This is a genomic window from Aureispira sp. CCB-E, from assembly GCF_031326345.1.
Classification (GTDB): Bacteria; Bacteroidota; Bacteroidia; order Chitinophagales; family Saprospiraceae; genus Aureispira.
In genome coordinates, this window is the sequence record NZ_CP133671.1 from 64487 (window position 1) to 89897 (window position 25411).

General features: G+C 36.8%; 37 protein-coding genes and 1 pseudogene. 2 read left to right on the forward strand and 36 right to left on the reverse strand.

Going from position 1 to position 25411, the window contains the following annotated elements; genetic code table 11:
- Window positions 1–15: 15 nt before the first annotated feature.
- Window positions 16–1224, reverse strand: coding sequence for a GTPase HflX (hflX, locus tag QP953_RS00255; protein WP_052595486.1), 1209 nt, complete (start codon window positions 1222–1224; stop codon window positions 16–18).
- A 707-nt stretch (window positions 1225–1931) separates the two neighbouring features.
- Between hflX and QP953_RS00260 the strand changes: the two genes are divergently transcribed.
- On the forward strand, window positions 1932–2588 hold the full coding sequence (locus QP953_RS00260; protein WP_309553625.1) for a DUF6992 family protein: 657 nt from the start codon (window positions 1932–1934) through the stop codon (window positions 2586–2588).
- Here the strand turns inward: QP953_RS00260 and QP953_RS00265 are convergent.
- The 35 genes and pseudogenes from QP953_RS00265 to rpsL all read right to left on the reverse strand — a co-directional run bounded on the left by QP953_RS00265 (window position 2585) and on the right by rpsL (window position 24222).
- Entirely contained in the window at window positions 2585–3592 is a 1008-nt protein-coding gene (locus QP953_RS00265; protein ID WP_309553626.1) for a calcium/sodium antiporter, read from the reverse strand. The two genes, QP953_RS00260 and QP953_RS00265, sit on opposite strands and share 4 nt — an antisense overlap.
- 174 nt (window positions 3593–3766) lie before the next feature.
- Window positions 3767–5149, reverse strand: coding sequence for a flippase (locus QP953_RS00270; protein ID WP_309553627.1), 1383 nt, complete (start codon window positions 5147–5149; stop codon window positions 3767–3769).
- A gap of 317 nt (window positions 5150–5466) precedes the next feature.
- The gene (gene rplQ, locus QP953_RS00275; protein WP_052595494.1) at window positions 5467–6003 is read right to left on the reverse strand and encodes a 50S ribosomal protein L17; all 537 of its coding nucleotides are present in this window, start codon (window positions 6001–6003) and stop codon (window positions 5467–5469) included.
- A gap of 114 nt (window positions 6004–6117) precedes the next feature.
- On the reverse strand, window positions 6118–7116 hold the full coding sequence (locus QP953_RS00280) for a DNA-directed RNA polymerase subunit alpha (protein WP_052595496.1): 999 nt from the start codon (window positions 7114–7116) through the stop codon (window positions 6118–6120).
- Between the two features lie 117 nt (window positions 7117–7233).
- Window positions 7234–7848: a 30S ribosomal protein S4 gene (gene rpsD, locus QP953_RS00285; RefSeq protein WP_052595498.1), complete on the reverse strand. Its 615-nt coding sequence runs from the start codon at window positions 7846–7848 to the stop codon at window positions 7234–7236.
- A 70-nt stretch (window positions 7849–7918) separates the two neighbouring features.
- On the reverse strand, window positions 7919–8305 hold the full coding sequence (rpsK, locus tag QP953_RS00290) for a 30S ribosomal protein S11 (protein WP_052595500.1): 387 nt from the start codon (window positions 8303–8305) through the stop codon (window positions 7919–7921).
- A 38-nt stretch (window positions 8306–8343) separates the two neighbouring features.
- The gene (gene rpsM, locus QP953_RS00295) at window positions 8344–8721 is read right to left on the reverse strand and encodes a 30S ribosomal protein S13 (RefSeq protein ID WP_052595502.1); all 378 of its coding nucleotides are present in this window, start codon (window positions 8719–8721) and stop codon (window positions 8344–8346) included.
- Between the two features lie 31 nt (window positions 8722–8752).
- Window positions 8753–8869: a type B 50S ribosomal protein L36 gene (gene ykgO, locus QP953_RS00300; RefSeq protein ID WP_072010990.1), complete on the reverse strand. Its 117-nt coding sequence runs from the start codon at window positions 8867–8869 to the stop codon at window positions 8753–8755.
- A 14-nt stretch (window positions 8870–8883) separates the two neighbouring features.
- Window positions 8884–9102, reverse strand: a complete 219-nt coding sequence (gene infA / locus QP953_RS00305; RefSeq protein WP_052595504.1) for a translation initiation factor IF-1 — start codon at window positions 9100–9102, stop codon at window positions 8884–8886.
- A 118-nt stretch (window positions 9103–9220) separates the two neighbouring features.
- On the reverse strand, window positions 9221–10561 hold the full coding sequence (gene secY / locus QP953_RS00310; protein ID WP_052595506.1) for a preprotein translocase subunit SecY: 1341 nt from the start codon (window positions 10559–10561) through the stop codon (window positions 9221–9223).
- Window positions 10562–10632: 71 nt separating this feature from the next.
- A complete protein-coding gene (gene rplO, locus QP953_RS00315) occupies window positions 10633–11319 on the reverse strand; it encodes a 50S ribosomal protein L15 (protein ID WP_309553628.1) in 687 nt (228 codons plus the stop codon).
- Window positions 11320–11398: 79 nt separating this feature from the next.
- The gene (gene rpmD / locus QP953_RS00320; RefSeq protein WP_052595508.1) at window positions 11399–11578 is read right to left on the reverse strand and encodes a 50S ribosomal protein L30; all 180 of its coding nucleotides are present in this window, start codon (window positions 11576–11578) and stop codon (window positions 11399–11401) included.
- 19 nt (window positions 11579–11597) lie between these two features.
- Window positions 11598–12116, reverse strand: a complete 519-nt coding sequence (rpsE, locus tag QP953_RS00325; protein WP_052595510.1) for a 30S ribosomal protein S5 — start codon at window positions 12114–12116, stop codon at window positions 11598–11600.
- Between the two features lie 11 nt (window positions 12117–12127).
- A complete protein-coding gene (rplR, locus tag QP953_RS00330) occupies window positions 12128–12496 on the reverse strand; it encodes a 50S ribosomal protein L18 (RefSeq protein ID WP_309553629.1) in 369 nt (122 codons plus the stop codon).
- A 36-nt stretch (window positions 12497–12532) separates the two neighbouring features.
- Complete coding sequence (rplF, locus tag QP953_RS00335; protein WP_052595514.1) at window positions 12533–13087, reverse strand: 50S ribosomal protein L6; 555 nt, start codon at window positions 13085–13087, stop codon at window positions 12533–12535.
- Between the two features lie 55 nt (window positions 13088–13142).
- Window positions 13143–13547, reverse strand: coding sequence for a 30S ribosomal protein S8 (gene rpsH / locus QP953_RS00340; protein WP_052595516.1), 405 nt, complete (start codon window positions 13545–13547; stop codon window positions 13143–13145).
- Window positions 13548–13678: 131 nt separating this feature from the next.
- A complete protein-coding gene (gene rpsN, locus QP953_RS00345) occupies window positions 13679–13948 on the reverse strand; it encodes a 30S ribosomal protein S14 (protein ID WP_052595518.1) in 270 nt (89 codons plus the stop codon).
- Between the two features lie 5 nt (window positions 13949–13953).
- A complete protein-coding gene (gene rplE / locus QP953_RS00350; RefSeq protein ID WP_052595520.1) occupies window positions 13954–14505 on the reverse strand; it encodes a 50S ribosomal protein L5 in 552 nt (183 codons plus the stop codon).
- 2 nt (window positions 14506–14507) lie between these two features.
- The gene (gene rplX / locus QP953_RS00355) at window positions 14508–14837 is read right to left on the reverse strand and encodes a 50S ribosomal protein L24 (protein ID WP_052595522.1); all 330 of its coding nucleotides are present in this window, start codon (window positions 14835–14837) and stop codon (window positions 14508–14510) included.
- A 7-nt stretch (window positions 14838–14844) separates the two neighbouring features.
- Window positions 14845–15210, reverse strand: coding sequence for a 50S ribosomal protein L14 (gene rplN, locus QP953_RS00360; protein ID WP_052595525.1), 366 nt, complete (start codon window positions 15208–15210; stop codon window positions 14845–14847).
- A 10-nt stretch (window positions 15211–15220) separates the two neighbouring features.
- Window positions 15221–15484, reverse strand: a complete 264-nt coding sequence (gene rpsQ / locus QP953_RS00365) for a 30S ribosomal protein S17 (protein ID WP_052595527.1) — start codon at window positions 15482–15484, stop codon at window positions 15221–15223.
- A 17-nt stretch (window positions 15485–15501) separates the two neighbouring features.
- Window positions 15502–15756: a 50S ribosomal protein L29 gene (gene rpmC, locus QP953_RS00370; RefSeq protein WP_063833074.1), complete on the reverse strand. Its 255-nt coding sequence runs from the start codon at window positions 15754–15756 to the stop codon at window positions 15502–15504.
- 23 nt (window positions 15757–15779) lie between these two features.
- Entirely contained in the window at window positions 15780–16199 is a 420-nt protein-coding gene (gene rplP / locus QP953_RS00375; RefSeq protein ID WP_052595529.1) for a 50S ribosomal protein L16, read from the reverse strand.
- Window positions 16200–16324: 125 nt separating this feature from the next.
- On the reverse strand, window positions 16325–17062 hold the full coding sequence (rpsC, locus tag QP953_RS00380; protein WP_052595531.1) for a 30S ribosomal protein S3: 738 nt from the start codon (window positions 17060–17062) through the stop codon (window positions 16325–16327).
- A 29-nt stretch (window positions 17063–17091) separates the two neighbouring features.
- Complete coding sequence (gene rplV / locus QP953_RS00385) at window positions 17092–17514, reverse strand: 50S ribosomal protein L22 (protein ID WP_052595533.1); 423 nt, start codon at window positions 17512–17514, stop codon at window positions 17092–17094.
- Window positions 17515–17545: 31 nt separating this feature from the next.
- On the reverse strand, window positions 17546–17815 hold the full coding sequence (gene rpsS, locus QP953_RS00390) for a 30S ribosomal protein S19 (protein WP_052595536.1): 270 nt from the start codon (window positions 17813–17815) through the stop codon (window positions 17546–17548).
- On the reverse strand, window positions 17816–18646 hold the full coding sequence (rplB, locus tag QP953_RS00395; protein WP_052595538.1) for a 50S ribosomal protein L2: 831 nt from the start codon (window positions 18644–18646) through the stop codon (window positions 17816–17818). It lies immediately after the preceding gene.
- A 78-nt stretch (window positions 18647–18724) separates the two neighbouring features.
- A complete protein-coding gene (gene rplW, locus QP953_RS00400) occupies window positions 18725–19075 on the reverse strand; it encodes a 50S ribosomal protein L23 (RefSeq protein ID WP_052595539.1) in 351 nt (116 codons plus the stop codon).
- Between the two features lie 39 nt (window positions 19076–19114).
- Entirely contained in the window at window positions 19115–19357 is a 243-nt protein-coding gene (gene rplD / locus QP953_RS28585) for a 50S ribosomal protein L4 (RefSeq protein ID WP_368667157.1), read from the reverse strand.
- 90 nt (window positions 19358–19447) lie between these two features.
- Window positions 19448–19942: pseudogene (rplD, locus tag QP953_RS28590) on the reverse strand (50S ribosomal protein L4); the annotation flags it as partial.
- Between the two features lie 2 nt (window positions 19943–19944).
- On the reverse strand, window positions 19945–20565 hold the full coding sequence (rplC, locus tag QP953_RS00410) for a 50S ribosomal protein L3 (protein ID WP_052595544.1): 621 nt from the start codon (window positions 20563–20565) through the stop codon (window positions 19945–19947).
- Window positions 20566–20612: 47 nt separating this feature from the next.
- Window positions 20613–20921, reverse strand: coding sequence for a 30S ribosomal protein S10 (gene rpsJ / locus QP953_RS00415; RefSeq protein WP_052595546.1), 309 nt, complete (start codon window positions 20919–20921; stop codon window positions 20613–20615).
- Between the two features lie 84 nt (window positions 20922–21005).
- A complete protein-coding gene (gene fusA / locus QP953_RS00420) occupies window positions 21006–23135 on the reverse strand; it encodes an elongation factor G (protein WP_309553630.1) in 2130 nt (709 codons plus the stop codon).
- 82 nt (window positions 23136–23217) lie between these two features.
- The gene (rpsG, locus tag QP953_RS00425; protein WP_052595550.1) at window positions 23218–23703 is read right to left on the reverse strand and encodes a 30S ribosomal protein S7; all 486 of its coding nucleotides are present in this window, start codon (window positions 23701–23703) and stop codon (window positions 23218–23220) included.
- 135 nt (window positions 23704–23838) lie between these two features.
- Entirely contained in the window at window positions 23839–24222 is a 384-nt protein-coding gene (gene rpsL, locus QP953_RS00430; protein ID WP_052595552.1) for a 30S ribosomal protein S12, read from the reverse strand.
- A gap of 414 nt (window positions 24223–24636) precedes the next feature.
- Between rpsL and QP953_RS00435 the strand changes: the two genes are divergently transcribed.
- The gene (locus QP953_RS00435; protein ID WP_052595753.1) at window positions 24637–25407 is read left to right on the forward strand and encodes a cyclase family protein; all 771 of its coding nucleotides are present in this window, start codon (window positions 24637–24639) and stop codon (window positions 25405–25407) included.
- Window positions 25408–25411: the final 4 nt, after the last annotated feature.

Below are 25411 nucleotides of genomic sequence, written 5' to 3' on the forward strand. Positions count from 1 at the left end.
GTATAAATTTATGCGTTACCAAAATCTAGTTTTGTAAGGATAGCGTTTTACATATAAGTCATTGATTAAGGATTTCAACTTTTCTCTCAACTCCTCTAAACCTTCCTTTTTCAATGCAGAGATAAAACAAGCATTTCCTTTTGTTTCCATATTCCATTGTGCTTTAAGTTCTTCCAACAATGTTGCTCGTTCTTCTTCCAATAAAAACTCATCCAAATTATTATCTTGGTACAAGTCCATTTTATTAAAAACATACAACATAGGAATTTCGCTTGCTCCTAAGTCTTTTAATGTCTTATTAACGACTTGGATATGTTCCATATGTTGGGGATGAGAAATATCAACCACTTGTATCAACAAGTCACTTTCACGTACTTCATCCAAAGTAGACTTAAAGCTTTCGACCAAATGATGCGGTAGTTTTCGAATAAACCCAACTGTATCTGACAGCAAGAAAGGCATTCTATCTACTACAACTTTTCGTACGGTTGTATCCAAGGTAGCAAATAATTTGTTCTCTGCCAAGACTTCTGCTTTTCCCAGCACATTCATCAAAGTAGATTTCCCCACATTGGTATACCCTACTAAAGAAACTCGAATCATCTCTCCACGGTTTTTGCGCTGAGTCCGTGCTTGCAAATCAATTTTTTCTAGTCGTTTTTTTAGCAACGCAACTTTGTCTCGAACAATACGTCTATCCGTTTCAATTTCTTTCTCTCCTGGTCCACGCATTCCAATTCCCCCTTTCTGGCGCTCCAAGTGATCCCACATTCCTCTAAGTCTAGGAAGCAAGTACTGCATTTGAGCAAGTTCTACTTGTACTTTTGCTTGTGCTGTTTGAGCACGAGCTGCAAAAATATCTAAAATCAATGTACTTCGATCTAAGATTTTGCGCTCCATACGCTCCTCTAAGATACCTACTTGTTTTGCGGTTAAATCATCATCAAAAATAACAATATCAATGTCATGCTCCTGTACGTATTCACGAATTTCTTCCGCTTTTCCTTTTCCTACAAAAGTACGATTATCAGGATGTTTTAATTTTTGTAAAAACCTTTTTTTTACTTGAGCTCCTGCAGTTTGTGCTAAGAATTCCAATTCATCTAAATATTCTATAGCTTGTTCGGTTGATTGATCTTGTGAAATCAAACCTACAAGCACTGCAGTCTCTACTTCTTTTACTAAGGCGCGTTTTTTTTCGCCTAAATTCCATTCGTTTGCCATATATATTATAGTTTAATTGCACATAGATGTAAAGTTAAGGTTTTCAACTGAATAAGGTAACATTCCATTCAACGATCTCCAATACCTTGTACATTTATTTTAGTATACCCAACAATAATTTTCTTCCATTGATACAGCAAATTGATGTTGCTATATTATTGATAACAAAATACCTTTGCTTTTTTCTGAACAAACATCAAGTAGAGATACTTTTGCATCAATTAATTTGAAACGCTTGTTTTTTCTAAAAATAGACAAAAGTACACCAACAGGGCATAGATTTATTACGTCACAGTATACTTAGCCTCTAAAGTAACTGATAAAAGTTTAAATTAGGTGATAATGTGCAACTATTGTAAGAGAATAAGTTTAGGCTTACCTCTTTTGAAAAAGGTAACCCATTTTTTAAATAAAACAGCATATCTTTCTGTTTTATTTTAAGATAATACGATAGGTTCTATTTGAGTTAAATAGGTATATAAAAAATCATATTACTGACCTAGAGATAGGTATTTTAAAATTTGAAATGAATTTGAACACTTACACAAAACATTTTCCTACCAAATAGTTCCTTAAAGAACTTTATTTTTAAAAATAGGTCAACTTAATATAAGTTACCTTGTTATTTTGATTAGTAGTTCACAGTACTTGCACTTTGTAGTCCATCAATATTTGAGCACTATTTTACTCATTTAAACAAGATTATTATGAAAAAGATGTTGTTACTTCTATTTATTTTTATAATTTTTTCTCCTATACAAGCACAAACATCTTTAGATGAAATCAATCAAACTCGTTGTAAACACACCTTGAATGGGATGATTGCCTTTTCTAGTTGGACTGGGGCAAACCTTATTGCTGGTACGGTAGGAGTAATTACAACTAGAGGAGAACTACAACATTTTTTTGAAATGAACCTTTACTTTAATGCCATTAACTTGGGACTAGCCATTCCAGGGCTAATTGGAGCTGTAAAAGCCAAACGTACAGGGTTGAGCTTTGAGCAGTCTGTCAAGGAAGTACAAAAAATCAAAACTGTTTATTTGGTCAATGGTGCTTTAGACTTCACTTATATTACGGTAGGTTTTCTTCTACGGGAAATGAGTAAGAACAACCGCAATGATATCAAATTAAGCAACCGATTAGCTGGGTATGGAAATTCGTTTATTGTACAAGGAGGCTTTTTGTTAATTTATGATTTCATTGAATTTGGTGTCCATGCCATTAATGGCAAACGCCTCAATGAACATTGGGACAAGATTAGTATTAGTCCTTATGGTGCTTATGGTTTGGGTATGAGTATCCAATACAACTTTAGCCATATCGGATCTCAGCAACAGCCTATGGCTTTTTCTTCCTTTTAAACAGGTTGAGCCAACAACAGATAAACAATGTAACCTATTACAGCCATCAATAAAACGCCTGCTTGCCAACGGTCAATCGTGTACGTTAGAGAACCTCCCGTTGTAGGTTTCACCCTTGTGCCTATAAATAAAAAAGCTGTTAAAACAATTGTTGCTGATAATAAAAATCCAATATCAAAATTTGCTGCTGTATCGTACTCAATCAAAGTTGGTGAAATAGTCGAACTAAAACCTAAAACTAACAAAATATTAAAAATATTAGACCCAACCACATTCCCCATTGCTATATCGCTGTTCTTTTTCATGGCAGCCACAACGGAAGTCGCCAATTCAGGTAAAGACGTTCCTATTGCGATGACGGTTAAGCCGATGACTCGCTCTGTCATGCCAAAATATTTTGCAAAAACTAGCGAATTGTCTAAGACTAGATTTCCACCGATGATCAAACCAGTCATTCCACCTATGATATACAACAAGCTTTTGGGCAATGGAATTTCTTCGATAATCTCTATATTATCTGAATTATCAGCATTCTTAGAGCTGGTGTAAACATAGTATAAGAACGCACCAAAGAACAGTAATAAAATAATTCCATCAATATGAGAGACATAATTTTCACCTCCAAAAACCAATGCGTCATTAGCTAAAAAAAACATTAGCAATATAATAAATATAGAAAATGGCAGTTCTTTTCGTACAGTAGCTTTTTGTACTGCAAGCGGATAAATGAGTCCAGCAGCTCCGATGATTAGACAAGTATTAAAGATATTAGAGCCCAATACATTTCCTATTATCATAGCATTTTTTCCTTCCCAAGCAGCTCCTATATTAACCACTAATTCAGGGGCAGATGTACCAAAAGAAACAATGGTCAAACCAATTATCATATCCGATATATCAAACTTTTTGGCAACGGCAGATGCACCATCTACTAAAAAATCAGCTCCTTTAATTAAAATGGCAAAACCAAATATAAGTAGTCCTAATGCTATTGCTAAATTCATGATGGTATGTCTTAATTCGTTTTTTAACGTTCACTTTCTACAATAGTCCTTTGTATAATTTTATTGATTGGGTTCGTGTAAAACTATTTCTAAGTTGGATTTATATTTCCAAACCACCAACCCCCAAACCAACTACGAACTACTGCCTTTATTAACCGAACAAAGGTAACAGAATTATTTTGAAGATTTATTCTTTCTAATAAAAAAGCGCCCCAATACAGTTGGTACAATTCCCGCTTTTTTATACGCCAACCAGCTCACTAAGAACTCAAATAACAATAAGCCTATCAAGGTAGCATATCCTGCTCCTTCGATTCCATAAGAAGGAATTAAAATCAGATGCAAAACGATTGTAAAAAGGACACTTAATAGCAATATCCAAGTTGCTTCTCGTTCTAAATTCACCATCATCAGCAAATAGTTTACGGGTCCAACAAATACATGGACAAACTTGGTGATGCATAAGATGAGTAAAATGGGATACCCTTCTCTAAAGTTCTCACCAAACAACATCAAAAACCACTCTCCTCCCAATACCAAGCATAACAAAATCGCACTAATCACTAAACAAGCTAATCGAGTTGTTTTGGTAAAAAAGTTTTGCAATTCTTCCATCCTATTATTGGCGTATAAAGTTGAAAACATAGGTGCTGTGACGGTATATAGTACTGCAAAGGGGATTAAAGCCATATCCGACAGTTTTACGGCTGCATTATAATAGCCGATCTCCGCTTCCGAAACTTGATACCAACTCAAAAACAGAATATCTATTCGAGTGTTAACAATATAAAGAAGAGAGGTGAGTGCAAAGTATCGACAACTTCCCCACCAGTGATGGCTATCATAACTTGCTTTTTCTTCTCGATATGTAGTTGTAAATTTAAATAAAAGCCATAAAGCAACGATGGCCGTTATCAAGAAAGAAAACGTCCGTGCTATGATGGCATGTTCATCTGTTAATTTATAATTCTGAGTGGCATAAAAAAGCATTAAAATTATAAAAAAAGAAAAGGGTTGTACAAATTTCTCTGCAAACTGCCCCCAACCAAATAGATGTAATCCTCTTAGAGCAGCTTGATTAATGTGCATTAACACAAATAATGGAATTACCCATACTGCCCAATAGAAATAATCTACATATTGATGAAGCATTTCTATATCGGAAAATTCTGCTAATAACAACAAACATAGAGCAGAAAACACACCAACGACTAAACCCAAGCCGTTTGCCCAAGACAAAATTCCCTTAATTTTTGTTCCTTGTTTCTTGTTGTGATAAATGGGGAGTTGTTTTAATACTAAATCGTCTAGCCCCAACGTAGCCCCAACACTAATAATAGAAATCCAAGTAAAAACCGTCGTATAAACACCAAATCCAGTATCTCCTGTTACTCGAGCAATGAATAAAGCTGTAAAGAAAGTTAGCAAAGCAATAGAACCTTGCATTACAACTGATTTGTAGGCACCAGTTAAGAAATAGTGCTTAATCTTAGCATCCAATTCCTTTCCAAGCAATGCCTGCAACACAACATTAATATATCTAAACAAGGCTTTCATTCAGTCCAGTTAAAAGATTTTGATTGGGGCTATCTTATACATTACTCCGTTGAAAAATCGTATTAGTTTGATTATCAGTAAGATGCACTTTGTTGATTTTTACACTAAAAGACTGATAATCAAACTAATGCAAGATGCTTTTTTACGTTTTTCGTAGGAAAACTAAAAAATCAACGGAGTATTATTATAATAATCTACCACCAAAATATGGATTGATAGTATAATTTACTAATAGTTGACAGTGTGTATCTACCTCAAAAAGAAAAAGTCATCTCGAAATGATTCGAGATGACTTCTATTATTGTGCAAAAAGAAGATTATTCTTCCTCTTTGGTAGTATCATCAGTGTTAACTGCCTCTTCATTATCTTCAACAACTGTTTCAGTAGCAGTTGTAGTAGTGTCAGCAGATTTTTTCTTTCTACTACGACGAGTACGTTTTTTCTTCGTAGTCTTCGTTTCTAAAGCGTCTGTGTTGAAATCAACCAATTCGATGATACACATATCTGCAGCATCATTTTGACGGAAACCAGTACGCAAGATACGAACGTAACCACCTGGACGGTCAGCGATTTTCATTGCGATTTCACCAAACAAAGTTTTAACAGCTTCTTTGTTTTGCAAATGGCTAAAGATAACACGTCTGTGGTGTGTAGCATCTTTAATTTTTTCTTCACTAGCTGCTTTTCTAGCTCTAGTCAACAAAGGCTCAATATACTGACGTAAAGCTTTTGCTTTTGCTACTGTTGTTCTAATACGTTTGTGCTCGATCAAAGCGATAGACATATTTTTCAACAATGCTTTACGATGTCCTTTTTTTCTACTAAGGTGGTTAAACTTTTTACCGTGTCTCATGATTAATGATTATTTACGTCGCAGCACATACTCCTAATCTAAGATAGATGTTTCCGTTACTGCAATTTTTATAATAAAACAGCCGCATCAATAGATGCGAGCAAATTTAAATGCTTATTCTTCGTCTAATTTGTATTTAGACAAGTCCATTCCGAAAGAAAGGCTTTTTTCAACTAAAAGTTCTTCGATTTCTACCAAAGACTTTTTACCAAAGTTACGGAATTTTAACAATTCATGTGTTTCGAACTGTACCAAATCAGCCAAAGAGTTGATTTTAGCTGCTTTTAGACAGTTGTAAGCACGAACAGAAAGATCTAAATCTTCCAAAGAAGTTTTCAATAATTTGCGCATGTGCAAGATGTGTTCATCTACAATATTATCTTCTTTTCTAGAATCATCATCAAAAGTAATGTTCTCATCAGAGATTAACATCAAGTGTTGAATCAAAATTTTAGAAGCTTCTTTGATCGCATATTCAGGATGAATAGTACCATCTGTTTTTAAATCTATAGTTAATTTCTCATAATCTGTGTGTTGACCTACACGACTACTAGAAACTGCATATTTTACATTTTTGATTGGAGTATAGATCGCATCAATTGGAATATATCCGATTGGAGCATCCTTAGGCAAGTTTTCTTCAGCCGAAACATATCCTCTACCTTTGGTAACGGTCAATTCTACTTCTAAGGTAACAGAAGTTTCCATGTGACAGATAACTAGATCAGGATTTGTTACATCAAAAACATTGGTTGCCTCACCCAAATCACCAGCAGTAAATGTATCTTTACCACTAATAGTAGCATAAATTTTCTCAGCTTCTTCTCCTTCGCCCTCTAACAAATACTTCAAACGTACTTGTTTTAGGTTTAAGATGATGTCAACAACATCTTCAACCACTCCTTTGATAGAAGAAAACTCATGGTCGACACCACGGATACGAACCGCAGAAATCGCATGTCCTTCTAAAGAAGATAACAATACACGACGTAAAGAATTACCAATAGTTTGACCAAAGCCAGGCTCTAGAGGTTTAAATTCAAATTGACCATCAAAATCATCTGCTTTCTTAAGAAGGATTTTATCTGGTTTTTGGAAGTTTAATAAACTCATAAGATTATTAGTATCTGATGGTGGAGAATTTCTAATTAATTGACAATTGCCTTTAACGATTTTTAGGACTTCGATATGAAGTCCTAAAAACAGCAAAAGTATGTTCCTTAAAAAGGATTATTTCGAGTAAAGTTCTACGATTAATTGCTCGTTGATTTTCTCTGGAATTTCTTCTCTGTTAGGTGCTTGAATAAACACACCTTCCATTTTGTCTCCATTCCACTCCAACCAAGGGAATTTGCGAACATTTTGAGAATTTGTATTGATAGAATCCAAGATAGATTGCATTCCTTGAGATTTACCACGAACTTGAACAACATCACCTGGACGTAAGGTACAAGAAGCGATATTAGTTACTACACCATTAACAGCGATGTGTTTGTGAGAAACTAATTGACGAGCTGCTCTACGAGTAGGAGCAATACCTAGACGGTAAACTGTATTGTCTAAACGAGCCTCCAACAATTTGAACAAGTTTTCACCTGTTTTACCATCTTGTCTAGATGCTTTGTCAAACATTTTGCGGAATTGACGCTCTAATACACCATAAGTATATTTAGCTTTTTGTTTTTCCGTCAATTGGATTGCATAATCCGATTTTTGTTTGCGACGCTTAGAAGGACCGTGTTGTCCTGGTCCATATTTTTTCTTTTCAAAAACTTTATCGTAACCAAAGATTGCTTCACCTAGCGCTCTTGCTTTCTTTGATTTAGGTCCTGTGTACCTTGCCATTTTTTAATAACATTTGTGTTGCAACTACCAATCCCAGCAATAGAAGGGCATTTACAACTGATTTTGATTTTTATACTCTACGTTTCTTAGGAGGACGACAACCATTGTGTGGTATAGGCGTCACGTCCAAGATAGTCAAAACTTTGATTCCAGCAGCATCAATCGCACGGATTGCAGCTTCACGTCCAGAACCTGGTCCTTTTACATATACTGTTACACTTCTTAAACCACAATCGTATGCTTCTTTAGCCGCATCAGTAGCAGCAATTTGAGCAGCATAAGGCGTGTTTTTCTTAGAACCTCTAAAGTTAGCTTTACCAGCAGAACCCCAAGAGATTGTTTGACCCGCATTATTTGTCAATGTGACAATAATATTGTTGAATGATGCACGTATGTGAGCTTGACCTTGCGCTTCAACTTTTACGTTCTTCTTTTTTACTTTTTTAGACTTTGCCATAACTATATTATATAATCTAGTCGATTAGATTTTATTTATTATTTACCTGCTTTCTTCTTGTTCGCAACAGTCTTACGTTTTCCTTTACGAGTACGAGCATTAGTTTGCGTACGTTGTCCGCGCAAAGGTAAACCTTTTCTGTGACGTAATCCTCTGTAGCAAGCAATATCCATTAAACGCTTAATGTTCAATTGAACCTCTGTACGCAATTGACCTTCTACTGTATATTTATCAGCAAGAATTTGACGAATGCTTTTGATATCTTTATCATTCCATTCTCTTACTTTGACACTTTGATCAACACCAGCTTCATTTAAGATTTCTTTTGCTGATGTTAGGCCGATACCATAGATGTATGTTAGGCCAATTACACCTCTCTTGTTCTTGGGTAAATCTACCCCTGCAATACGAGCCATATCTAACTATTAAAATTTATGCTTCTATTAATTATCCTTGACGTTGCTTGAACTTAGGATTTTTTTTATTGATAATGTAAACTTTTCCCTTTCGGCGTACGATTTTACAATCGGCAGAACGCTTCTTGACAGATGGTCTTACTTTCATGATTCTAGTTAATTTTATTTATAGCGATAAATGATGCGCCCTCTGGTTAAATCATATGGAGACATTTCAACTGCTACCTTATCACCAGGCAATATACGAATGTAATTCATTCTCATTTTTCCTGAGATTGTTGCAATAATGATATGCTCATTTTCTAATTGAACCCGAAACATTGCATTTGACAATGCCTCAGTAATAATTCCATCCTGGCGGATTAATTCTTGCTTAGCCATAGATTTTCTTTTCGGACTGCGAATATCTAAATATTAATTTAAATAACCTAATTTTTAAATGTCTATTTAATAATAACTTACAAATAAATTAGGTTGTTTGATTTTATGCTTCTTATTTTTAGAGTACTGAATCTTCCGTTTCAGTAGTTCTAGTTCTTCCTTTGATTTTTCTAACATCATATCCATGCATAGATAGATGTCCATCAATTTGCTGTAGTGTATCCAAGACAACTGCCACAAGAATCAACAATGATGTACCTCCAAAGAAGATGGCAAAACCAACATTTGAAGTAATTGTTGCAGCAGCAACACCAGGAATAATAGAAATAACACCTAAAGCAATTGAACCAGGCAAAGTGACCAAAGTGGTTACCTCATCAATATACTCTGCTGTATCATTTCCTTGTTTAACACCAGGAATAAATGCATTTTGACGCTTCAAGTGGTCTGCATATTGTTGTGGATTTACAATCAATGCTGTATAAACATATGTAAATATAACAACTAGTAAAAAGAACACTACATTATAAGGTAAAGAGGTAAAGTCAGCCAAAACAGCCCAAAATCCACTCTCACTACCCAAGGCTCCAGCCACTGCTCCAGGTACAAACATCAATGCTTGTGCAAAGATAATTGGCATTACACCTGCTGCGTTCAATTTGATAGGCAAATAATCTCTTTCTGTACCAAGTTCAGTAAGATTATTACGACCGATCATATGCTTCGCAAATTGTATTTTAATTTTTCTAACTGCTTGTACCAAAGCAACACTTGCCATTACAACAGCAACAAACAAAGCCATTTCTAGTATAAAAATAACCAATTGTCCTGTTCCTAACTTTAAGTTAAATTCGCTTACAAAAGCACCTGGTAAAGCAGCAATAATACCCGCAGTAATCAATAATGAAATACCATTACCAACTCCTTTGTCAGTAATACGCTCTCCCAACCACATACAGAACACCGTACCAGCTGTAAGAATAATAATATTAGCCAACCAGAATACCGTAGGAGGAATCTGAGGCATAATTACCCCTTGCTGAGAGTTCAAATAAGTCAAGTAAGCAGAGCCTTGTACGATTGTAATAGCAATTGTAATAACTCGAGTGATTTGGTTCAACTTTCTTTGCCCATTTTCTCCATCTTTTTGGAGTTTCTGGAAGTATGGCACAGCAAATCCTAATAGTTGTACAATAATAGATGCAGAGATATAAGGCATAATCCCCAGTGCAAATACAGCTGCCTTGAAGAAAGAACCTCCTGTAAACGTGTCTAACAGTCCTATTAAACCACCAGAATTAGTACCTACCGCATTAGCTAAAGCCTCTGCATCGATACCAGGCAAAATAACAAAACTTCCAAAGCGATAAACTGCAAGAAATCCAACAGTAAGAAGGATACGATTACGCAATTCCTCTACCGCCCAGATGTCTTGTAATTTTTTAATTAAACCATTCATTATCTTAAGATATTATTAGATGAAGCGCACAAAAAGAATTGAAGGAATACACCTTCAATTCTTTTTTATACTTATACCAAAGCTATAGATCCGCCAAGGGCTTCTACCTGAGCTTTAGCTTCTTCAGAAATTTTATTTACTTCTAGAGTAAGTTTGTTTGAGATTGTTCCCTCTGCAACAACATGTACAGCGTCGTCCTCTCCTACAAAACTGAAATGCTTGCGAATAAGTGCTAGATCTATTTTGTCTACACCATCTGCATCAGCAATACCTTGAAGTGTGTTTAGTTTTAATTCTACGAAAGCTTTTCCACCAGCATCCAAAATTGCTTTTTTAGCAGAAGCAGAAAAACGATTAGCAGTAACCTCCAAAGCCGTTTTCAACTCACCAGCACCTAAAACTTTGCAAGATGCTGTTCCAGAAATAACTCCTAATTCTCTCAATGTAGCAGAAGTAATTTCTGTTAAGTTGTGCTTACTTGCGAAGTATTCCAATTGACTCAAGTTCATTGGAGTAAAGTCAGTTGGTCTAGTAGATTGGTAACGACGGTGTGTGTTTTTGAATCCACGCTTAGGCACTACTTTTTGCAAAGGCATTTGACCACCTTCAAAGTATCTCATATTAGAGAACCCAGAACGAGATTTAGCACCTTTGTGTCCACGAGTAGCCGTACGTCCAGAACCAGCACCTACACCACGAGCGATACGCTTTTTATTTTTAACAGAACCTTTAGCAGGTTTTAAATTATTAAGTTTCATCTTATTTGAAATTATCTTACTGATATAAAGATATCAATAATTATAATTATGAATAACACTATTGCAAAGAGATCACCAACTAAGCTTCCTCTGTTTTTACTAAGTGCTTAACTTTGTTAATCATACCCAATATTTGTGGCGTGCTTTCATGCTCTACAGTTTGGTTCATTTTACGTAAACCTAATGCTTGCATAGTTGCTTTTTGCCTTTTTGTGCGATCGATGACGCTTTTTACTTGAGTAACTTTAATTTTAGCCATTTTAAATTGTATTTAACGATTAGCCTTCAAAAACTTTCTTTAAAGAAATTCCTCTAGTTTTAGCAATATCAATAGGAGAACGTAATCTGCTCAACGCATCGATAGTTGCTTTAATTACATTGTGTGGGTTAGAGCTACCCAAAGATTTAGCCAATACGTTATGCACTCCAGCCATCTCAAGCACTGCACGCATAGCACCACCTGCGATTACCCCTGTACCATCAGCAGCAGGTTTGATCAAAACTTTACCAGCACCATACTTCCCATGCTGAGCATGAGGGATAGTACCTTTATATACAGGCACGTGAATAAGGCTTTTCTTAGCATCGTCAGCAGCTTTTGTAATTGCACTTGCCACCTCGCGAGCTTTACCTAATCCATGCCCTACTGTTCCATTACCATCTCCTACTACTACAATAGCAGCAAAGCTAAATGTACGTCCACCTTTAGTAACTTTAGCAACACGGTTAAGTGCTACTAACTTTTCCTTCATTTCTGATTCGGTAGATTTTACTCTATTATTTTTTTTCTTAGCCATTTTTTTCAGATTTAGAATTGTAACAATTCGTTGGTTCCATCTTCTTTTCGCTCGCCACGTGCACCATCAGCCAAAGCTTTTATGCGACCATGATAAATGTAGCCACTTCTATCAAAAACTACACTTGTAATTCCTGCTTCAAGAGCTTTGGTAGCTAATAAACGACCTACCGCTTTAGCTTGATCCATTTTTGTTCCTGCTTCAACTTCTTTAGACGCTGCTGCAACCAAAGTGGTAGCAGTTTCGTCGTTGATTAGTTGAGCATAGATACTTTTGTTGCTTCTAAAAACCGATAATCTAGGTCTAGCTGCAGTTCCAGAGATTTTTTTTCTAATTCGTCTGTGAACTCTTTTACGACTACTTAGTGTCTTAGAACTCATGATTCTTATATATTTAAGAGAATATTATCTAACTATTTATTTAGCAGCTGTTTTACCAGCTTTTCTACGTATTTCTTCACCTTTGAAGCGAACACCTTTACCTTTGTAAGGCTCAGTTTTACGGAACCCACGGATCTTAGCCGCTACTTGTCCTATCAACTGTTTATCAATGCTCGTCAAAATAACAGCAGGAGCTTTACCTTTTTCAGATACTGTCTCTACTTTTACTTCATCTGGTATGTAAAACATAACAGGGTGAGAATAACCTAGAGCTAATTCTAACAACTGTCCAGTGTTTTTAGCACGGTAACCGATACCATGTAATTCTAATTCAATTTTGAAGCCATTAGATACACCTTCTACCATATTATAAACAAGCTGACGGTACAATCCGTGCATAGCTTTATGGCGTTTTTGTTCAGTTGTTCTTTTAACAATAACTTGGTTGCCTTCTTGCTCTAAAGAGATACCATCAGAGTTAATGTGTTGTTTCAACTCTCCTTTAGGTCCTTTAACAGTTACCCAATTATTGTCAATTTTAAACTCTACTCCGGCTGGCAAATCGATTGGAGTTTTTCCTATTCTTGACATTTTAATATATTTTAATTATTTATGGTCTTGTTTAATTCTGTCTAACTATTCTGTTCTAGTAAACATAGAATAGAACTTCACCACCTACATTTTCTTTTCTAGCTGTTTTTTCAGTTAATACACCTTTAGAAGTAGAAACAACAGCTGTTCCTAGTCCATTGATGATATTTGGTAGTTCACTTGCTTTTACATAGTGTCTCAAACCAGGTCTAGAAACTCTCTTCAACTTTTGAATAACAGGACGTTTTGTTTCTCTATCGTATTTCAAAGCGATTAAGATTTGACCCTGCTTATTTTCAGTCTCCTCAAATTTATATTTCAAAATGTAACCTTGATTGTACAAGATTTCGGTGATACTTTTTTTCAAGTTAGATGCAGGAATTGTAACCATACGGTGTCCAGCCATCTGTGCATTACGGATACGTGTTAAGTAATCCGCAATAGGATCAGTAAGTGCCATACTTTCTGTTTTAATCGCAATTATTATCCTGGAGAAGGATGTAATTACTGATTCAAAAAATAATTTTTAAAGCTTTAGTCTAGTTGACTGTGCTATTGAATATATTGTATTGTTGGATAATTTCTAAACGCTTACCAACTAGCTTTTGTGATTCCAGGTATAAGACCTTTAAGAGCCATTTCTCTGAACGTTACACGAGAAATTCCAAATTGGCGCATATAACCTTTTGGACGACCAGTTAGTTGACAACGATTGTGCAAACGAACTTTAGAAGAGTTTTTTGGAAGTTTATCCAATGCCTCATAGTCTCCTTTAGCTTTTAGTTCTGCACGCAATTTTGCGTACTTAGCCACCAATTTTTCTCTTTTTTTCTCTCTTGCTATTACTGCTTTTCTAGCCATTTTATTTATTGGTTTTTGAAAGGTAAACCTAAAAGTTTCAATAATTCTAGTGCTTCCTCATCTGTTTCTGCGGTTGTTACAAAAGTAATATCCATACCAGTGATACGAGGAATTTTGTCCAAATCAATTTCAGGGAAAATGATTTGCTCAGTAATACCCATAGAGTAGTTCCCTCTACCGTCAAAGCTCTTATCATTGATCCCTCTAAAGTCACGTACACGAGGAAGTGCGATAGCGATCAATTTATACAAAAATTCATACATTTGGTTGTTGCGTAGAGTTACTCTAGCACCAATTGGCATACCGTCTCTAAGTTTAAAGTTAGAGATTGATTTTCTTGCCACAGTCTTTACAGCCTTCTGACCAGCGATGATAGTCATCTCATTAACTGCATTATCAACAAGTTTTTTGTCAGAAGTCGCCAACCCAACACCTTGAGAAAGGCAAATTTTGGTTAGCTTAGGTACTTGCATTACAGAGTCATAATTGAATTTCTCCATCAATTGAGGGATTAATTCTTCTCTGTATTTAGTTTTTAATGTTGGTTGATAGTCCATTACTAAATTACCTCTTGTGTTTTCTTAGAAACGCGAACCAATTTACCGTTCTCATTTCTAGTTCTTTTAATACGGCTAGCCTCACCGTTAGCATCTACCAACATTAAGTTGGAAATGTGGATAGGAGCCTCTTTTTCGACAATGCCACCAGGTTGTTCAGCAGAAGGGCGTACATGGCGTTTAACCATATTAACACCTTTTACGATTGCTCTATAATCTTCTAAGAAGACTGCTTCTACAACACCAGTATCACCTTTGCTATCACCAGAAAGTACAACAACGTTGTCTCCTTTTCTGATCTGGCATTTGATTTTCTTATTTGATTTCTTCATGACTTTATTATAATACTTCAGGTGCCAATGAAACAATTCTCATAAAATCACGCTCACGAAGTTCACGCGCTACAGGTCCGAATATACGGCTACCACGAGGTTCTTCACTAGCAGACAACAATACAACTGCATTGTCATCAAAACGGATATAAGATCCATCTTTTCTGCGGATTTCTTTTTTAGTTCTAACGATTACTGCCTTAGAAACAGTACCTTTTTTTAGACCACCAGGAGCAGCGTCTTTGACAGTTACTACGATGATATCACCAACAGAGGCATATCGTCTTCTAGAACCGCCCAAAACCTTAATACAAAGCACCTCTTTGGCACCTGTATTATCAGCTACTTTTAGTCTACTTTCTTGTTGTATCATGACTTATTATCTATTTCGCACGTTCTATAATTTCAACTAATCTCCAGCGCTTGCGTTTGCTCAATGGTCGAGTTTCCATGATGCGTACTATGTCCCCCATGTTACAAGTATTTTCTTCATCATGAGCGATGAATTTTTTAGACATTTTTACAGTCTTACTGTAAATAGGGTGCTTTACACGACGCTCAACAGAGACAGAAATACTCTTGTCCATCTTGTTGCTGGTTACGACACCAACACGCTGCTTGCGTAAGTTTCTTTTATTATCTTCCATTGCGGAATTTATTTAAATTACTTTTTAATCTTTTTTGCTAACCTTCTTCTAGCTTGAATTTTGTCTCTTTTTTGAGTTGACTCAGCTAGTTCTTTTGCTCTGATTTCAGTTTTGATGCGTGCAATATTACGTCTTACTGTTTTAATTTCAGCAGTATTTTCTAAGCTAGAAACTGCATTGTTAAACTTCAACGAGTAATAGTGCTTTTGAGTTGTTTCCAACTCTTCATTCAACTCCTGAACACTTAAGCCTTTTAATTCTAATTTAGCCATTTCCTATATTAGTTTAAGCGTTATTATTCTGCGTAGTCATTACGAACTACAAATTTAGTCGGCACTGCAAGTTTTTGAGCGGCTAAACGAAGTGCTTCTTCTGCTACAGATTGTGGCACACCATCTAATTCGAACATAATTCTTCCAGGTCTAATAACAGCTACATAGTGAGACAAAGCACCTTTACCTTTACCCATACGTACTTCTGCAGGCTTTTTGGTAACTGGTTTGTCAGGAAAAATGCGAATCCACACTTTACCTTCACGTTTCATGTAGCGAGTCATAGCAATACGAGCAGCTTCTATTTGGCGGCTAGTTATCCAAGCACCCTCTAAGGCTTTTAGACCAAAAGAGCCAAAAGCGATCTTAGAGCCTCTGTGAGCAAGACCTCTATTGCGACCTTTTTGCTGCTTGCGGTATTTTGTTTTTTTTGGCTGTAACATCTCTCTACAATTGATTAATTTCCATTAATTTTAGTCGCAATGATTCCTATTTGTCTGACAAGCAGACAGTCAAAGCGAGTGCAAAAATATAAAAAACTTTTAGAAAGTTTAAATATTTAATGCTTTTATTTTCTTCTTCTACGATCGTTGTTTCCGCTACCTCTTCTACGGTTGTTATCTCTACCTCCTTGATTTCCTTTGCGGTCACGTTTAGCTGGTGTTGGGAACAAGTCTACTTTTTCGAAGATTTCTCCACGACACAACCAAACTTTGATTCCAATTTTACCATAAACCGTCAAGGCTTCAACCATAGCATAGTCAACATCTGCACGGAAAGTATGCAAAGGACTTCTTCCTTCTTTGTACTCCTCAGAACGAGCCATCTCTGCTCCGTTCAAACGTCCAGACAAACGCACTTTGATACCTTCAGCTCCTGCACGCATAGTTGATTGGATAGCCATTTTAGTAGCTTTACGATAGTTGATACGTGCTTCTACTTGCTTGGCGATAGTTTCACCTACGATTTGAGCATTTAACTCAGGCTTGCGAATTTCTACGATATTGATTTGAACATCAGTTTTTGTCAACTGCTTCAACTCTTCACGAATTCTATCTACTTCTTGTCCACCTTTACCAATGATGATACCTGGGCGAGAAGTGTGAATAGTAACAGTAATACGCTTCAAGGTACGCTCAATAACGATACGAGCAATCCCTCCTTTATCAACACGTACTTTTAGATAACGACGGATTTTTTCATCACCAACAACATTGTCAGCAAAGGATTTACCACCGAACCAGTTAGAGTCCCATCCACGGATGATTCCTAAACGATTACCTATAGGATTTGTCTTTTGTCCCATAATATTTAATTAGTGTTATACTTCTTTTATTATTCGGTTTCTTCTACTTCTTCGTATGCAACTTCTTCACTAACTTCTTTAATTTCCAATGTTTTTGTATTGGTTACTTGAAGTGTTACGTGACAGAAGTGTTTGCGAATACGGTGTGCGCGACCATGTGGTGCTGGGCGGAAACGCTTTAACTGAGATCCTTGGTCTACCCAAATAGCAGAAACGACCAATTCATAATCATCTGCTTCTTCATCAGTCAATACACCCCAGTTAGCGATAGCAGAAGTCAATAGTTTATCCAACCATCTAGCAGCTTCTTTTTTGGTATATTTTAAAATACCTAGCGCTTTTTCTACTTCTACACCACGGATGATATCCGCAACCAAACGCATTTTGCGCGCAGACATCTGGCAGTTTTTTATTTTCGCAACAGCTGTTACAAACTCTTGATTTTGTTCCATAACTTTTATTTGAACTTTGCTATTGTATTAATTATTTCTTTTTATTTCCTCCGTGTCCTCTGTAAGTACGAGTTGGAGAAAACTCACCGAGTTTGTGACCAACCATATTCTCAGTAACAAATACAGGAACAAAAGTTTTACCATTATGAACAGCAATCGTTTCTCCTACCATAAATGGAATAATCATCGAAGAACGAGACCATGTTTTAATTACTGTTTTCTTTCTAGATTCTTTGGCCTTAGCTACTTTTTTCAAGAGCTTGTGATAAATATAAGGCCCCTTTTTTAATGAGCGTGCCATCTATTTTTTGATTTTTCTTCTTGTAACAATAAACTTATTAGAGTACTTCTTAGGCTTTCTAGTTTTTTGGCCTTTAGCCATTACACCAGTACGAGAGCGAGGATGTCCTCCAGATGCTCTACCTTCACCACCACCCATTGGGTGATCTACTGGGTTCATCGCCACACCACGAACTCTAGGACGACGACCTAACCAACGGCTACGACCAGCTTTACCTAGAACTTCTAGACCGTGATCTTTGTTAGATACCTCACCTACAGTAGCTCTACAAGTAGCCAAAACTAAGCGAGTTTCACTTGATGGCAATTTGATCAATACATATTTACCATCTTTACCTGCCAACTCAGCACTTGCTCCAGCACTTCTTACCAAAACAGCACCTTTACCTGGACGTGTTTCGATAGCGTGAATTTTAGTACCTACTGGCATTTCCCCCAAAGGCATACAGTTCCCCAAATCAGGAGCGATTCCTGTTCCAGATTGGATGATGTCACCTACTTGTAATTTATTAGGAGCAACGATATAACGTTTCTCACCATCAGCATATACCAAAAGAGCGATAAATGCTGTACGGTTTGGATCATACTCTATACTTTTAACAGTAGCTGGTACACCATCTTTGTTACGTTTGAAATCGATTACACGATAACGACGCTTGTGTCCTCCACCTCTGTGACGTACAGTTCTATGACCTTCGTTGTTTCTACCTCCTGATTTCTTCATCTTTCCCAACAAACTCTTCTCAGGTCTGTCTGTAGTCAACTCCGCAAAGCTATTTGCTACGCGAGTTCTAGTACCGGGAGTAATCGGATTAAACTTTTTAACTGGCATTGTTATTTACGAATTTATCAGTTCCGCGACTATAGTTATTAAATAATTTTTCTTTTCTAGGAGTTACCTCCAATATAGTTAAGCATTTGCTTCTTCTTCGTCCTCTAGAAGTTCGATATCATCGTAGTCTCCTTCACCATAGAAACCTTCGATAAACTCTCCTTCTGCAACTGTTACGATTGCTTTCTTGATCGCAGAAGTACGACCTTTAGTATGACGACCTTTTACCACACGTGCTTTTGCTTTGCCTGGACGGATAGAAGTGTTAACAGCTTCTACTGTTACACCAAACTGCTCTTCAACAGCTTTCTTAATTTCTATTTTGTTAGCTGATTTAAGTACTTCAAAAGTATATTGATTTAGAAGTGAATTTTCAGCTAACGCATTAGTTTTTTCCGTAAGAATTGGCCTAATTATGATATTTTTCATAGCCTTTTATCTCAATTTTAATTTTTCTAGAAACTCAATTTATGAAAGCATGCTAGCCAAGCGGTTTACAGCAGACTCAGAAACCACCAAACAATTTGCGTTCAAAATTTGATAAACATTTAGTGTTTTAGCATCTGCAACACTTGCTTTTTGTAGGTTACGGCTAGACAATACGATATTGTCATACGCTTTTTCTACTTTGTCCATGTGCGCATCCAAAGAAGCCTCATAAGTTGCTTTGTCTTCTTTGTATTGCTTCAAATCACTAGAGTAAGTTTTCATTGCTTCAGCAAAAGCAGCTCTTTTCTTAGCTCCTCTTGGTTTTGCAGGCAAACTTGGTTTTGTTGGAGCTGCCAATGCTTCTGGAGCATCCAATACTAATAAACTTTTTGTATCTGCCAACGTGTTTTCACCAACTTTCAAGCTGTTTAGCAAGTTAACATACGACTTCGTTTTAGCAGCATCAAAAGTAAAATCTTCTACTACGATGATAGCACCTTCTTTTACTTTAGCAGAAAGAGCCGATTTACGAGCCAATTGTTTTACTTTTTTATTCAATTGAATTCCGTAGTTTCTTGGTTGAGGACCAAATACACGTCCACCTCCACGGAATAAAGGGTTTTTCAAACTACCTGCACGAGCTGTACCTGTTCCCTTTTGTCTTTTGATTTTCTTAGTCGAACCTTTAATTTCACCACGACTCTTTGCCTTGTGAGTTCCTTGGCGTTGTGCAGCCAAATATTGCTTAACAGCAAGGTAGACAACATGGTCATGTTTTTCGTTCAACTCAAGCCCAAAAACATTATCGGGCAATTCAACCTCTCTACCGAGGTTTTCACCTTTGATATTATATACTTCTAATTTCATGACTATTTCTTCACAATTACAAGAGAACCCTTATGACCAGGAATTGCTCCTTTTATTAGCAATAAATTTTTCTCAGCAAAAATTTTCATTACTTGCAAACCGCTAGTAGTAACTCTATCACCACCTGTACGACCAGCCATTTTCATTCCTTTAAATACTTTTGCTGGATAAGACGCAGCACCAATAGATCCAGGTGCACGACCACGGTTGTGTTGACCATGAGTAGCTTGTCCAACACCACCAAATCCGTGACGTTTAACAACCCCTTGGAAACCTTTACCTTTTGACGTTCCAGTTACTTCTACAACATCACCTTCTTCAAATACATCTGTTACAGTCACTGAATCACCAATAGCACTTTCCAAAGCACTATCACGAAATTCAGCTACTTTAATTTTTGGAGTTGTATTTGCTTTAGCAAAATGCCCTTTCATAGGGTTTGGTGTATTTTTTGCTTTGCGCTCTCCAAATCCTAATTGGATTGCATTATAACCGTCTGTTTCTTCTGTTTTCACTTGCGTTACGACACAAGGCCCAACCTCAACAACAGTACAGGCTACATTATCACCAGCTTCGGTAAAAATGCTGGTCATACCTATTTTTTTTCCTATTAAACCTTCCACTTTATTCTTTTTTTAAGAATTGTAGTCAAAATCTACAAATGAACAAATTACATTAATTTCACTTGGATATCTACCCCACTAGGTAATTCCAATTTTTCCAACGCACTTACCGTCTTAGCAGTAGAACTGTAAATTTCTATAAGACGTTTGTGAGTACGAAGTTGAAACTGCTCACGAGATTTCTTGTTTACGTGTGGAGAACGCAATACTGTGAAGATTTTTCTATGCGTGGGCAGCGGAATCGGTCCAGTCACAACTGCACCGGTGTTACGTACTGTCTTTACAATCTTAGCTGTAGATTTGTCTACCAAATTGTGATCGTAAGAACGAAGTTTAATTCTAATTTTCTGATTCATGCCTCGATGAATTGATTTATTATGAATGTTGAATGATAAATCCCGTTCCGAAGAACGGGATTTTTATGATTATTTATTATTTACTTATACAGTAGCTTTTGAATCTTCAATCACCTTCTCTGCAACAGCATTTGGAGCTGGAGCATAGTGAGAGAAAATCATGTTAGAAGACGCACGACCAGAAGTCAAAGTACGCAAATCAGTAATGTATCCAAACATTTCAGACAATGGTACGTCTGCTTTGATTACAATACCAATACCCTTAGGCTCTTGAGATTTCATGATACCACGACGACGGTTCAAGTCACCAATGATAGATCCCATGTACTCTTCAGGAGAAGCTACTTCTAAAGCCATAATAGGTTCTAACAAAACAGGCTTACATCCTTTTGCAGCTGCTTTGAAACCTTCTTTAGCACAAAGTTCAAATGCAATTGGTTTAGAATCCACTGCGTGCATTCCTCCGTCAAAAACACGTACGCTCATGCTATCCATGTTATATCCAGCCAAGATACCGTTGTCCATCATAGCATCAAATCCTTTTTGGATTGGGTTGATGTATGCTTTATCAATAGCACCTCCTTTGATATCCCATGTAAACTCTAAACGAGTTTTGTTATTTTTGAAGTCATCACTTTCTAAGAATTCCTCAGAAGCAGGACCTAATTCGAATTCCATATCGGCAAACAAACCTGATCCACCAGATTGTTTCTTCAAACGCTCACGGTGTGTTACAGTTTTTGTTAACGCCTCTTTATAATTTACTTGAGGAGCACCTTCGTTCACCTCAACTTTAAATTCACGTTTTAGACGATCTACGATAATCTCTAAGTGCAACTCTCCCATTCCTGAGATAACTGTTTGAGCTGTATTTTCGTCAAATTTAGCTGTAAAAGTTGGATCTTCTTCAGATAGTTTAGCCAATGCCATACCCAATTTATCTACATCTTTTTGAGTTTTAGGCTCAATAGCAATAGAAATTACAGGTGCAGGGAAGTCCATGCTTTCCAATACGATTGGGTGATCCAAGTCTGACAAAGTATCACCAGTTTTGATGTCTTTGAAACCAACACCAGCCGCAATATCACCAGCATAAACTGTATCAATAGGTTTTTGCTCGTTAGCGTGCATTTGGTAAATACGAGAAATACGCTCTTTTTTGTTAGAACGAGTGTTTAACACGTAAGAACCTGCATCTAATTTTCCAGAGTAACAACGGAAGAAGCACAAGCGACCTACATAAGGGTCTGTTGCAATTTTGAACGCCAAAGCAGAGAATGGTGCATCAAAATCAGCTGGGCGAGATTCTTCTTCTTCTGTTTCTGGATTAGTACCCGTTACAGCTTTAACATCTAAAGGAGAAGGCAAGAATGCACATACAGCATCCAATACAGCTTGTACTCCTTTATTTTTAAAGGCAGAACCACACATAACAGGAATAATACTCATGTCACATACAGCAGCACGTACAGCAGCACGGATTTCGTCGTGAGAAATAGATTCTGGATCTTCAAAGTATTTCTCCATCAACGTCTCGTCATACTCCGCTACAGCCTCCAACAATTGTTCACGAGCTTCAGCAGCAGTATCAACCAAATCGGCTGGCATTTCAACTACTTCAAAAGTCATTCCCATGTCATGCTCATTCCAAACGATTGCTTGACCTGTAATCAAATCAACCACCCCTTTGAAATCATCCTCAGCACCAATTGGTACTTGTAAAGGAACAGCATTAGCTCCCAACATATCTCTCATTTGTTGGCAAACACCAAAGAAATCGGCACCTTGACGATCCATTTTGTTTACAAATGCAATACGAGGCACTTTGTAACCATCTGCCAAACGCCAGTTTGTTTCAGATTGAGGTTCTACACCACCAGAAGCACAAAACAAAAATACCAACCCATCTAGTACACGTAAAGAACGGTTTACCTCAACCGTAAAATCAACGTGACCGGGAGTATCGATAATGTTTACAGCATATTTTTTATCTTTCCAAGGCCATTCAGTCTTAGTTGCTGCAGATGTAATTGTGATACCACGCTCTTGTTCTTGCTCCATCCAGTCCATTGTAGCAGCACCATCATGTACTTCACCAATCTTGTGACTAATACCTGTGTAATACAGAACACGTTCTGTAGTAGTGGTTTTTCCTGCATCAATATGTGCAGCAATACCAATGTTTCGCGTATAGGTTAAATCTATTTTTGCCATGACTTATATATAGTGGCTTAAAATTTTATATAAAAATTGATTAATAATATATCTTAAGGATATGTCTTTGCTAAATAAAAAATTATTTAGACTTCGTTCTCTTACGACCGAAGTGAGCAAAAGCTCTGTTAGATTCAGCCATTTTGTGTGTATCTTCTTTTTTCTTCACAGCAGAACCTTCACCTTTAGAAGCTGCTAGTAATTCAGCGGCTAATTTAGAAGCGATTCCTTTACCACTGCGTTGGCGAGAATACTTGATGGTCCATTTCATAGCCACTGAGAGGCGGCGTTCAGGACGAATTTCGGTAGGAATTTGGAAAGTAGCACCACCGATACGACGAGAGCGTACTTCGAGAGCTGGCATTACATTCTTAATTGCTTTTTGGAAAATTTCATGAGGAGACTCTCCTGTTTTTTCTTCCAAAATATCCATCGCATCGTAAAAAGCTCTAAATGCAGTACTTTTTTTACCGTCTAACATTAGCATATTTACAAAACGTGTTACTTGCTTATCACCATAACGAGGATCTGGTGCGACTTGGCGCACTTTTGGTTTTCTCTTTCTCATCTTGTTGTTAAATCTTTTAAGCTGTTGTTTGAGCCTTGTTTTGTTTCAAAACATGTAGCCCAATCTTCAGTTCTGACTTATTCAGAACTTAGTCAACGTATGATCTTTTATCTTAATTCTTATTGAAACTCTCTATTATTTCTTAGCAGCCTTTGGACGCTTAGTACCATAACGAGAACGAGCTTGTTTTCTATCTGCTACACCTGCAGTATCTAAAGCACCACGTACAACTGTGTAACGTACACCAGGCAAGTCTTTTACACGACCTCCACGTACCAATACGATAGAGTGCTCTTGCAAGTTGTGACCTTCACCAGGAATATATGCGATAACCTCAATTCCGTTTGTTAAACGTACCTTTGCTACTTTACGTAACGCTGAGTTTGGTTTCTTTGGCGTAGTAGTATATACACGAGTACATACTCCACGTTTCTGAGGACAAGAATCTAAAGCTCTTGCTTTTGAAGCTAGCTTGATCACTTTACGTCCTTTTCTTACTAATTGATTTATTGTAGGCATTTATCAAATAATTACTACTTTTTTCCGAATCCCCCTATAAAAGGGGTTTACTTAAGCGATTGCAAAAGTACGATTATTTTTCAGAAAAAGAAAATTAAAGTGTTTTTTCTTAAAAAAAGTTACGCTTTCTATTTTTTAGCAACTTAAAATTCAGCATTTAATACATTTTTCTTCTCTTTTTGCTTAGAAATTCACATTCTATTGCCCTTCAACAAAATAAATAAATTACTATATAAATATTTCAACTAAAACAGAGCTCCGTTTCACAAATCCTCTGTCCATGTATTTCCTTTTCCCATCCTTTTTTGCTACATTTAAGAACCCACAAAATTTAGATAACCAAAATTAAAGATGGTCCCCACTATGCCATCATCAACACACCAATACATTTATAACCAACACACACTAAAAATTATGGCAAAGATCATAGACCTTTCTAAAACGATCCAATACGACAAAGAAGATCCTTGGTTCATGCGCATTAAAATCAAACACATCTCACATCTCAAAAACATGCGTTTGATTCGCTACATTCTAAAACTTCCCAAGAAACTGATTCCTGCCCGATTTCAAGGCTGGGCCAACGACAAAATAGTCAACATGGGCGTTCACGCTAGTACTCATATTGATGCACCTTGGCATTATGGTCCAGTTGTAGAAGGCAAAAAAGCCAAAACTATTGATGAAGTGCCTTTGGACTGGCTGTATGGCGATGGGGTTGTGATTGACATGAGTCATAAAGCAGATTTTGATGCTATTACGGTAGAAGATTTAGAAAAAGCTCTGGCACAAACTCAAACCACTCTACAACCAGGCAATATTGTCCTCATTCGCACCGATAGAGATCATCTAAAAGGCAAAGATGTGCTGGCACTGGGCACAGGTATGAGCAAAGAAGCAACCCTTTGGTTGATTCAAAAAGGCATTAAGGTAATGGGAATTGATCAATGGGGATGGGATTTGCCATTAAAATACCTTGTAGAAGAAGCTAAAAAAACCAATAACAAAGAGCTCTTTTGGGAGGGGCATTTGGTTGGTCTAGACCACGAATATTTACACATGGAACAATTAACCAACCTAAAGGCACTCCCTCCACATGGGTTCAAAATAGCTGTCTTTCCTTTAAAAATAAAAGGCGCTTCGGCAGCACCTGCACGTGTTGTTGCCATCATGGAAAGTGCTTAGTTAC

Bases quoted from the DNA above. Each gene is read 5' to 3' on its own strand.
- rplB (WP_052595538.1), bottom strand. From the start codon at position 18,646: ATGCCAGTTAAAAAGTTTAATCCGATTACTCCCGGTACTAGAACTCGC.
- fusA (WP_309553630.1), bottom strand. From the start codon at position 23,135: ATGGCAAAAATAGATTTAACCTATACGCGAAACATTGGTATTGCTGCA.
- rplP (WP_052595529.1), bottom strand. From the start codon at position 16,199: ATGTTACAGCCAAAAAAAACAAAATACCGCAAGCAGCAAAAAGGTCGC.
- rpmD (WP_052595508.1), bottom strand. From the start codon at position 11,578: ATGGCTAAAATTAAAGTTACTCAAGTAAAAAGCGTCATCGATCGCACA.
- rpsJ (WP_052595546.1), bottom strand. From the start codon at position 20,921: ATGAATCAGAAAATTAGAATTAAACTTCGTTCTTACGATCACAATTTG.
- rpsN (WP_052595518.1), bottom strand. From the start codon at position 13,948: ATGGCTAGAAAAGCAGTAATAGCAAGAGAGAAAAAAAGAGAAAAATTG.
- rpsG (WP_052595550.1), bottom strand. From the start codon at position 23,703: ATGAGAAAGAGAAAACCAAAAGTGCGCCAAGTCGCACCAGATCCTCGT.
- rplR (WP_309553629.1), bottom strand. From the start codon at position 12,496: ATGAGTTCTAAGACACTAAGTAGTCGTAAAAGAGTTCACAGACGAATT.
- rplE (WP_052595520.1), bottom strand. From the start codon at position 14,505: ATGGACTATCAACCAACATTAAAAACTAAATACAGAGAAGAATTAATC.
- rplQ (WP_052595494.1), bottom strand. From the start codon at position 6,003: ATGAGACACGGTAAAAAGTTTAACCACCTTAGTAGAAAAAAAGGACAT.
- QP953_RS00435 (WP_052595753.1), top strand. From the start codon at position 24,637: ATGGCAAAGATCATAGACCTTTCTAAAACGATCCAATACGACAAAGAA.
- ykgO (WP_072010990.1), bottom strand. From the start codon at position 8,869: ATGAAAGTAAGACCATCTGTCAAGAAGCGTTCTGCCGATTGTAAAATC.
- rpsH (WP_052595516.1), bottom strand. From the start codon at position 13,547: ATGGCACTTACTGATCCTATTGCGGATTACTTAACACGTATCCGTAAT.
- rplO (WP_309553628.1), bottom strand. From the start codon at position 11,319: ATGAAACTTAATAATTTAAAACCTGCTAAAGGTTCTGTTAAAAATAAA.
- rplD (WP_368667157.1), bottom strand. From the start codon at position 19,357: ATGAAAACTTACTCTAGTGATTTGAAGCAATACAAAGAAGACAAAGCA.
- rplV (WP_052595533.1), bottom strand. From the start codon at position 17,514: ATGGAACAAAATCAAGAGTTTGTAACAGCTGTTGCGAAAATAAAAAAC.
- QP953_RS00280 (WP_052595496.1), bottom strand. From the start codon at position 7,116: ATGAGTTTATTAAACTTCCAAAAACCAGATAAAATCCTTCTTAAGAAA.
- rpsC (WP_052595531.1), bottom strand. From the start codon at position 17,062: ATGGGACAAAAGACAAATCCTATAGGTAATCGTTTAGGAATCATCCGT.
- rpsE (WP_052595510.1), bottom strand. From the start codon at position 12,116: ATGGCTAAGAAAAAAAATAATAGAGTAAAATCTACCGAATCAGAAATG.
- QP953_RS00260 (WP_309553625.1), top strand. From the start codon at position 1,932: ATGAAAAAGATGTTGTTACTTCTATTTATTTTTATAATTTTTTCTCCT.
- QP953_RS00265 (WP_309553626.1), bottom strand. From the start codon at position 3,592: ATGAATTTAGCAATAGCATTAGGACTACTTATATTTGGTTTTGCCATT.
- secY (WP_052595506.1), bottom strand. From the start codon at position 10,561: ATGAATGGTTTAATTAAAAAATTACAAGACATCTGGGCGGTAGAGGAA.
- rplF (WP_052595514.1), bottom strand. From the start codon at position 13,087: ATGTCAAGAATAGGAAAAACTCCAATCGATTTGCCAGCCGGAGTAGAG.
- rpsD (WP_052595498.1), bottom strand. From the start codon at position 7,848: ATGGCAAGGTACACAGGACCTAAATCAAAGAAAGCAAGAGCGCTAGGT.
- infA (WP_052595504.1), bottom strand. From the start codon at position 9,102: ATGGCTAAGCAAGAATTAATCCGCCAGGATGGAATTATTACTGAGGCA.
- rpsK (WP_052595500.1), bottom strand. From the start codon at position 8,305: ATGGCAAAGTCTAAAAAAGTAAAAAAGAAGAACGTAAAAGTTGAAGCG.
- hflX (WP_052595486.1), bottom strand. From the start codon at position 1,224: ATGGCAAACGAATGGAATTTAGGCGAAAAAAAACGCGCCTTAGTAAAA.
- rpsS (WP_052595536.1), bottom strand. From the start codon at position 17,815: ATGGCACGCTCATTAAAAAAGGGGCCTTATATTTATCACAAGCTCTTG.
- rpsL (WP_052595552.1), bottom strand. From the start codon at position 24,222: ATGCCTACAATAAATCAATTAGTAAGAAAAGGACGTAAAGTGATCAAG.
- rpmC (WP_063833074.1), bottom strand. From the start codon at position 15,756: ATGGCTAAATTAGAATTAAAAGGCTTAAGTGTTCAGGAGTTGAATGAA.
- rpsQ (WP_052595527.1), bottom strand. From the start codon at position 15,484: ATGGAAGATAATAAAAGAAACTTACGCAAGCAGCGTGTTGGTGTCGTA.
- QP953_RS00270 (WP_309553627.1), bottom strand. From the start codon at position 5,149: ATGAAAGCCTTGTTTAGATATATTAATGTTGTGTTGCAGGCATTGCTT.
- rpsM (WP_052595502.1), bottom strand. From the start codon at position 8,721: ATGGCTCGTATTGCAGGGGTAGATTTACCCAAGAACAAGAGAGGTGTA.
- rplW (WP_052595539.1), bottom strand. From the start codon at position 19,075: ATGAAAAATATCATAATTAGGCCAATTCTTACGGAAAAAACTAATGCG.
- rplX (WP_052595522.1), bottom strand. From the start codon at position 14,837: ATGAAGAAATCAAATAAGAAAATCAAATGCCAGATCAGAAAAGGAGAC.
- rplN (WP_052595525.1), bottom strand. From the start codon at position 15,210: ATGATACAACAAGAAAGTAGACTAAAAGTAGCTGATAATACAGGTGCC.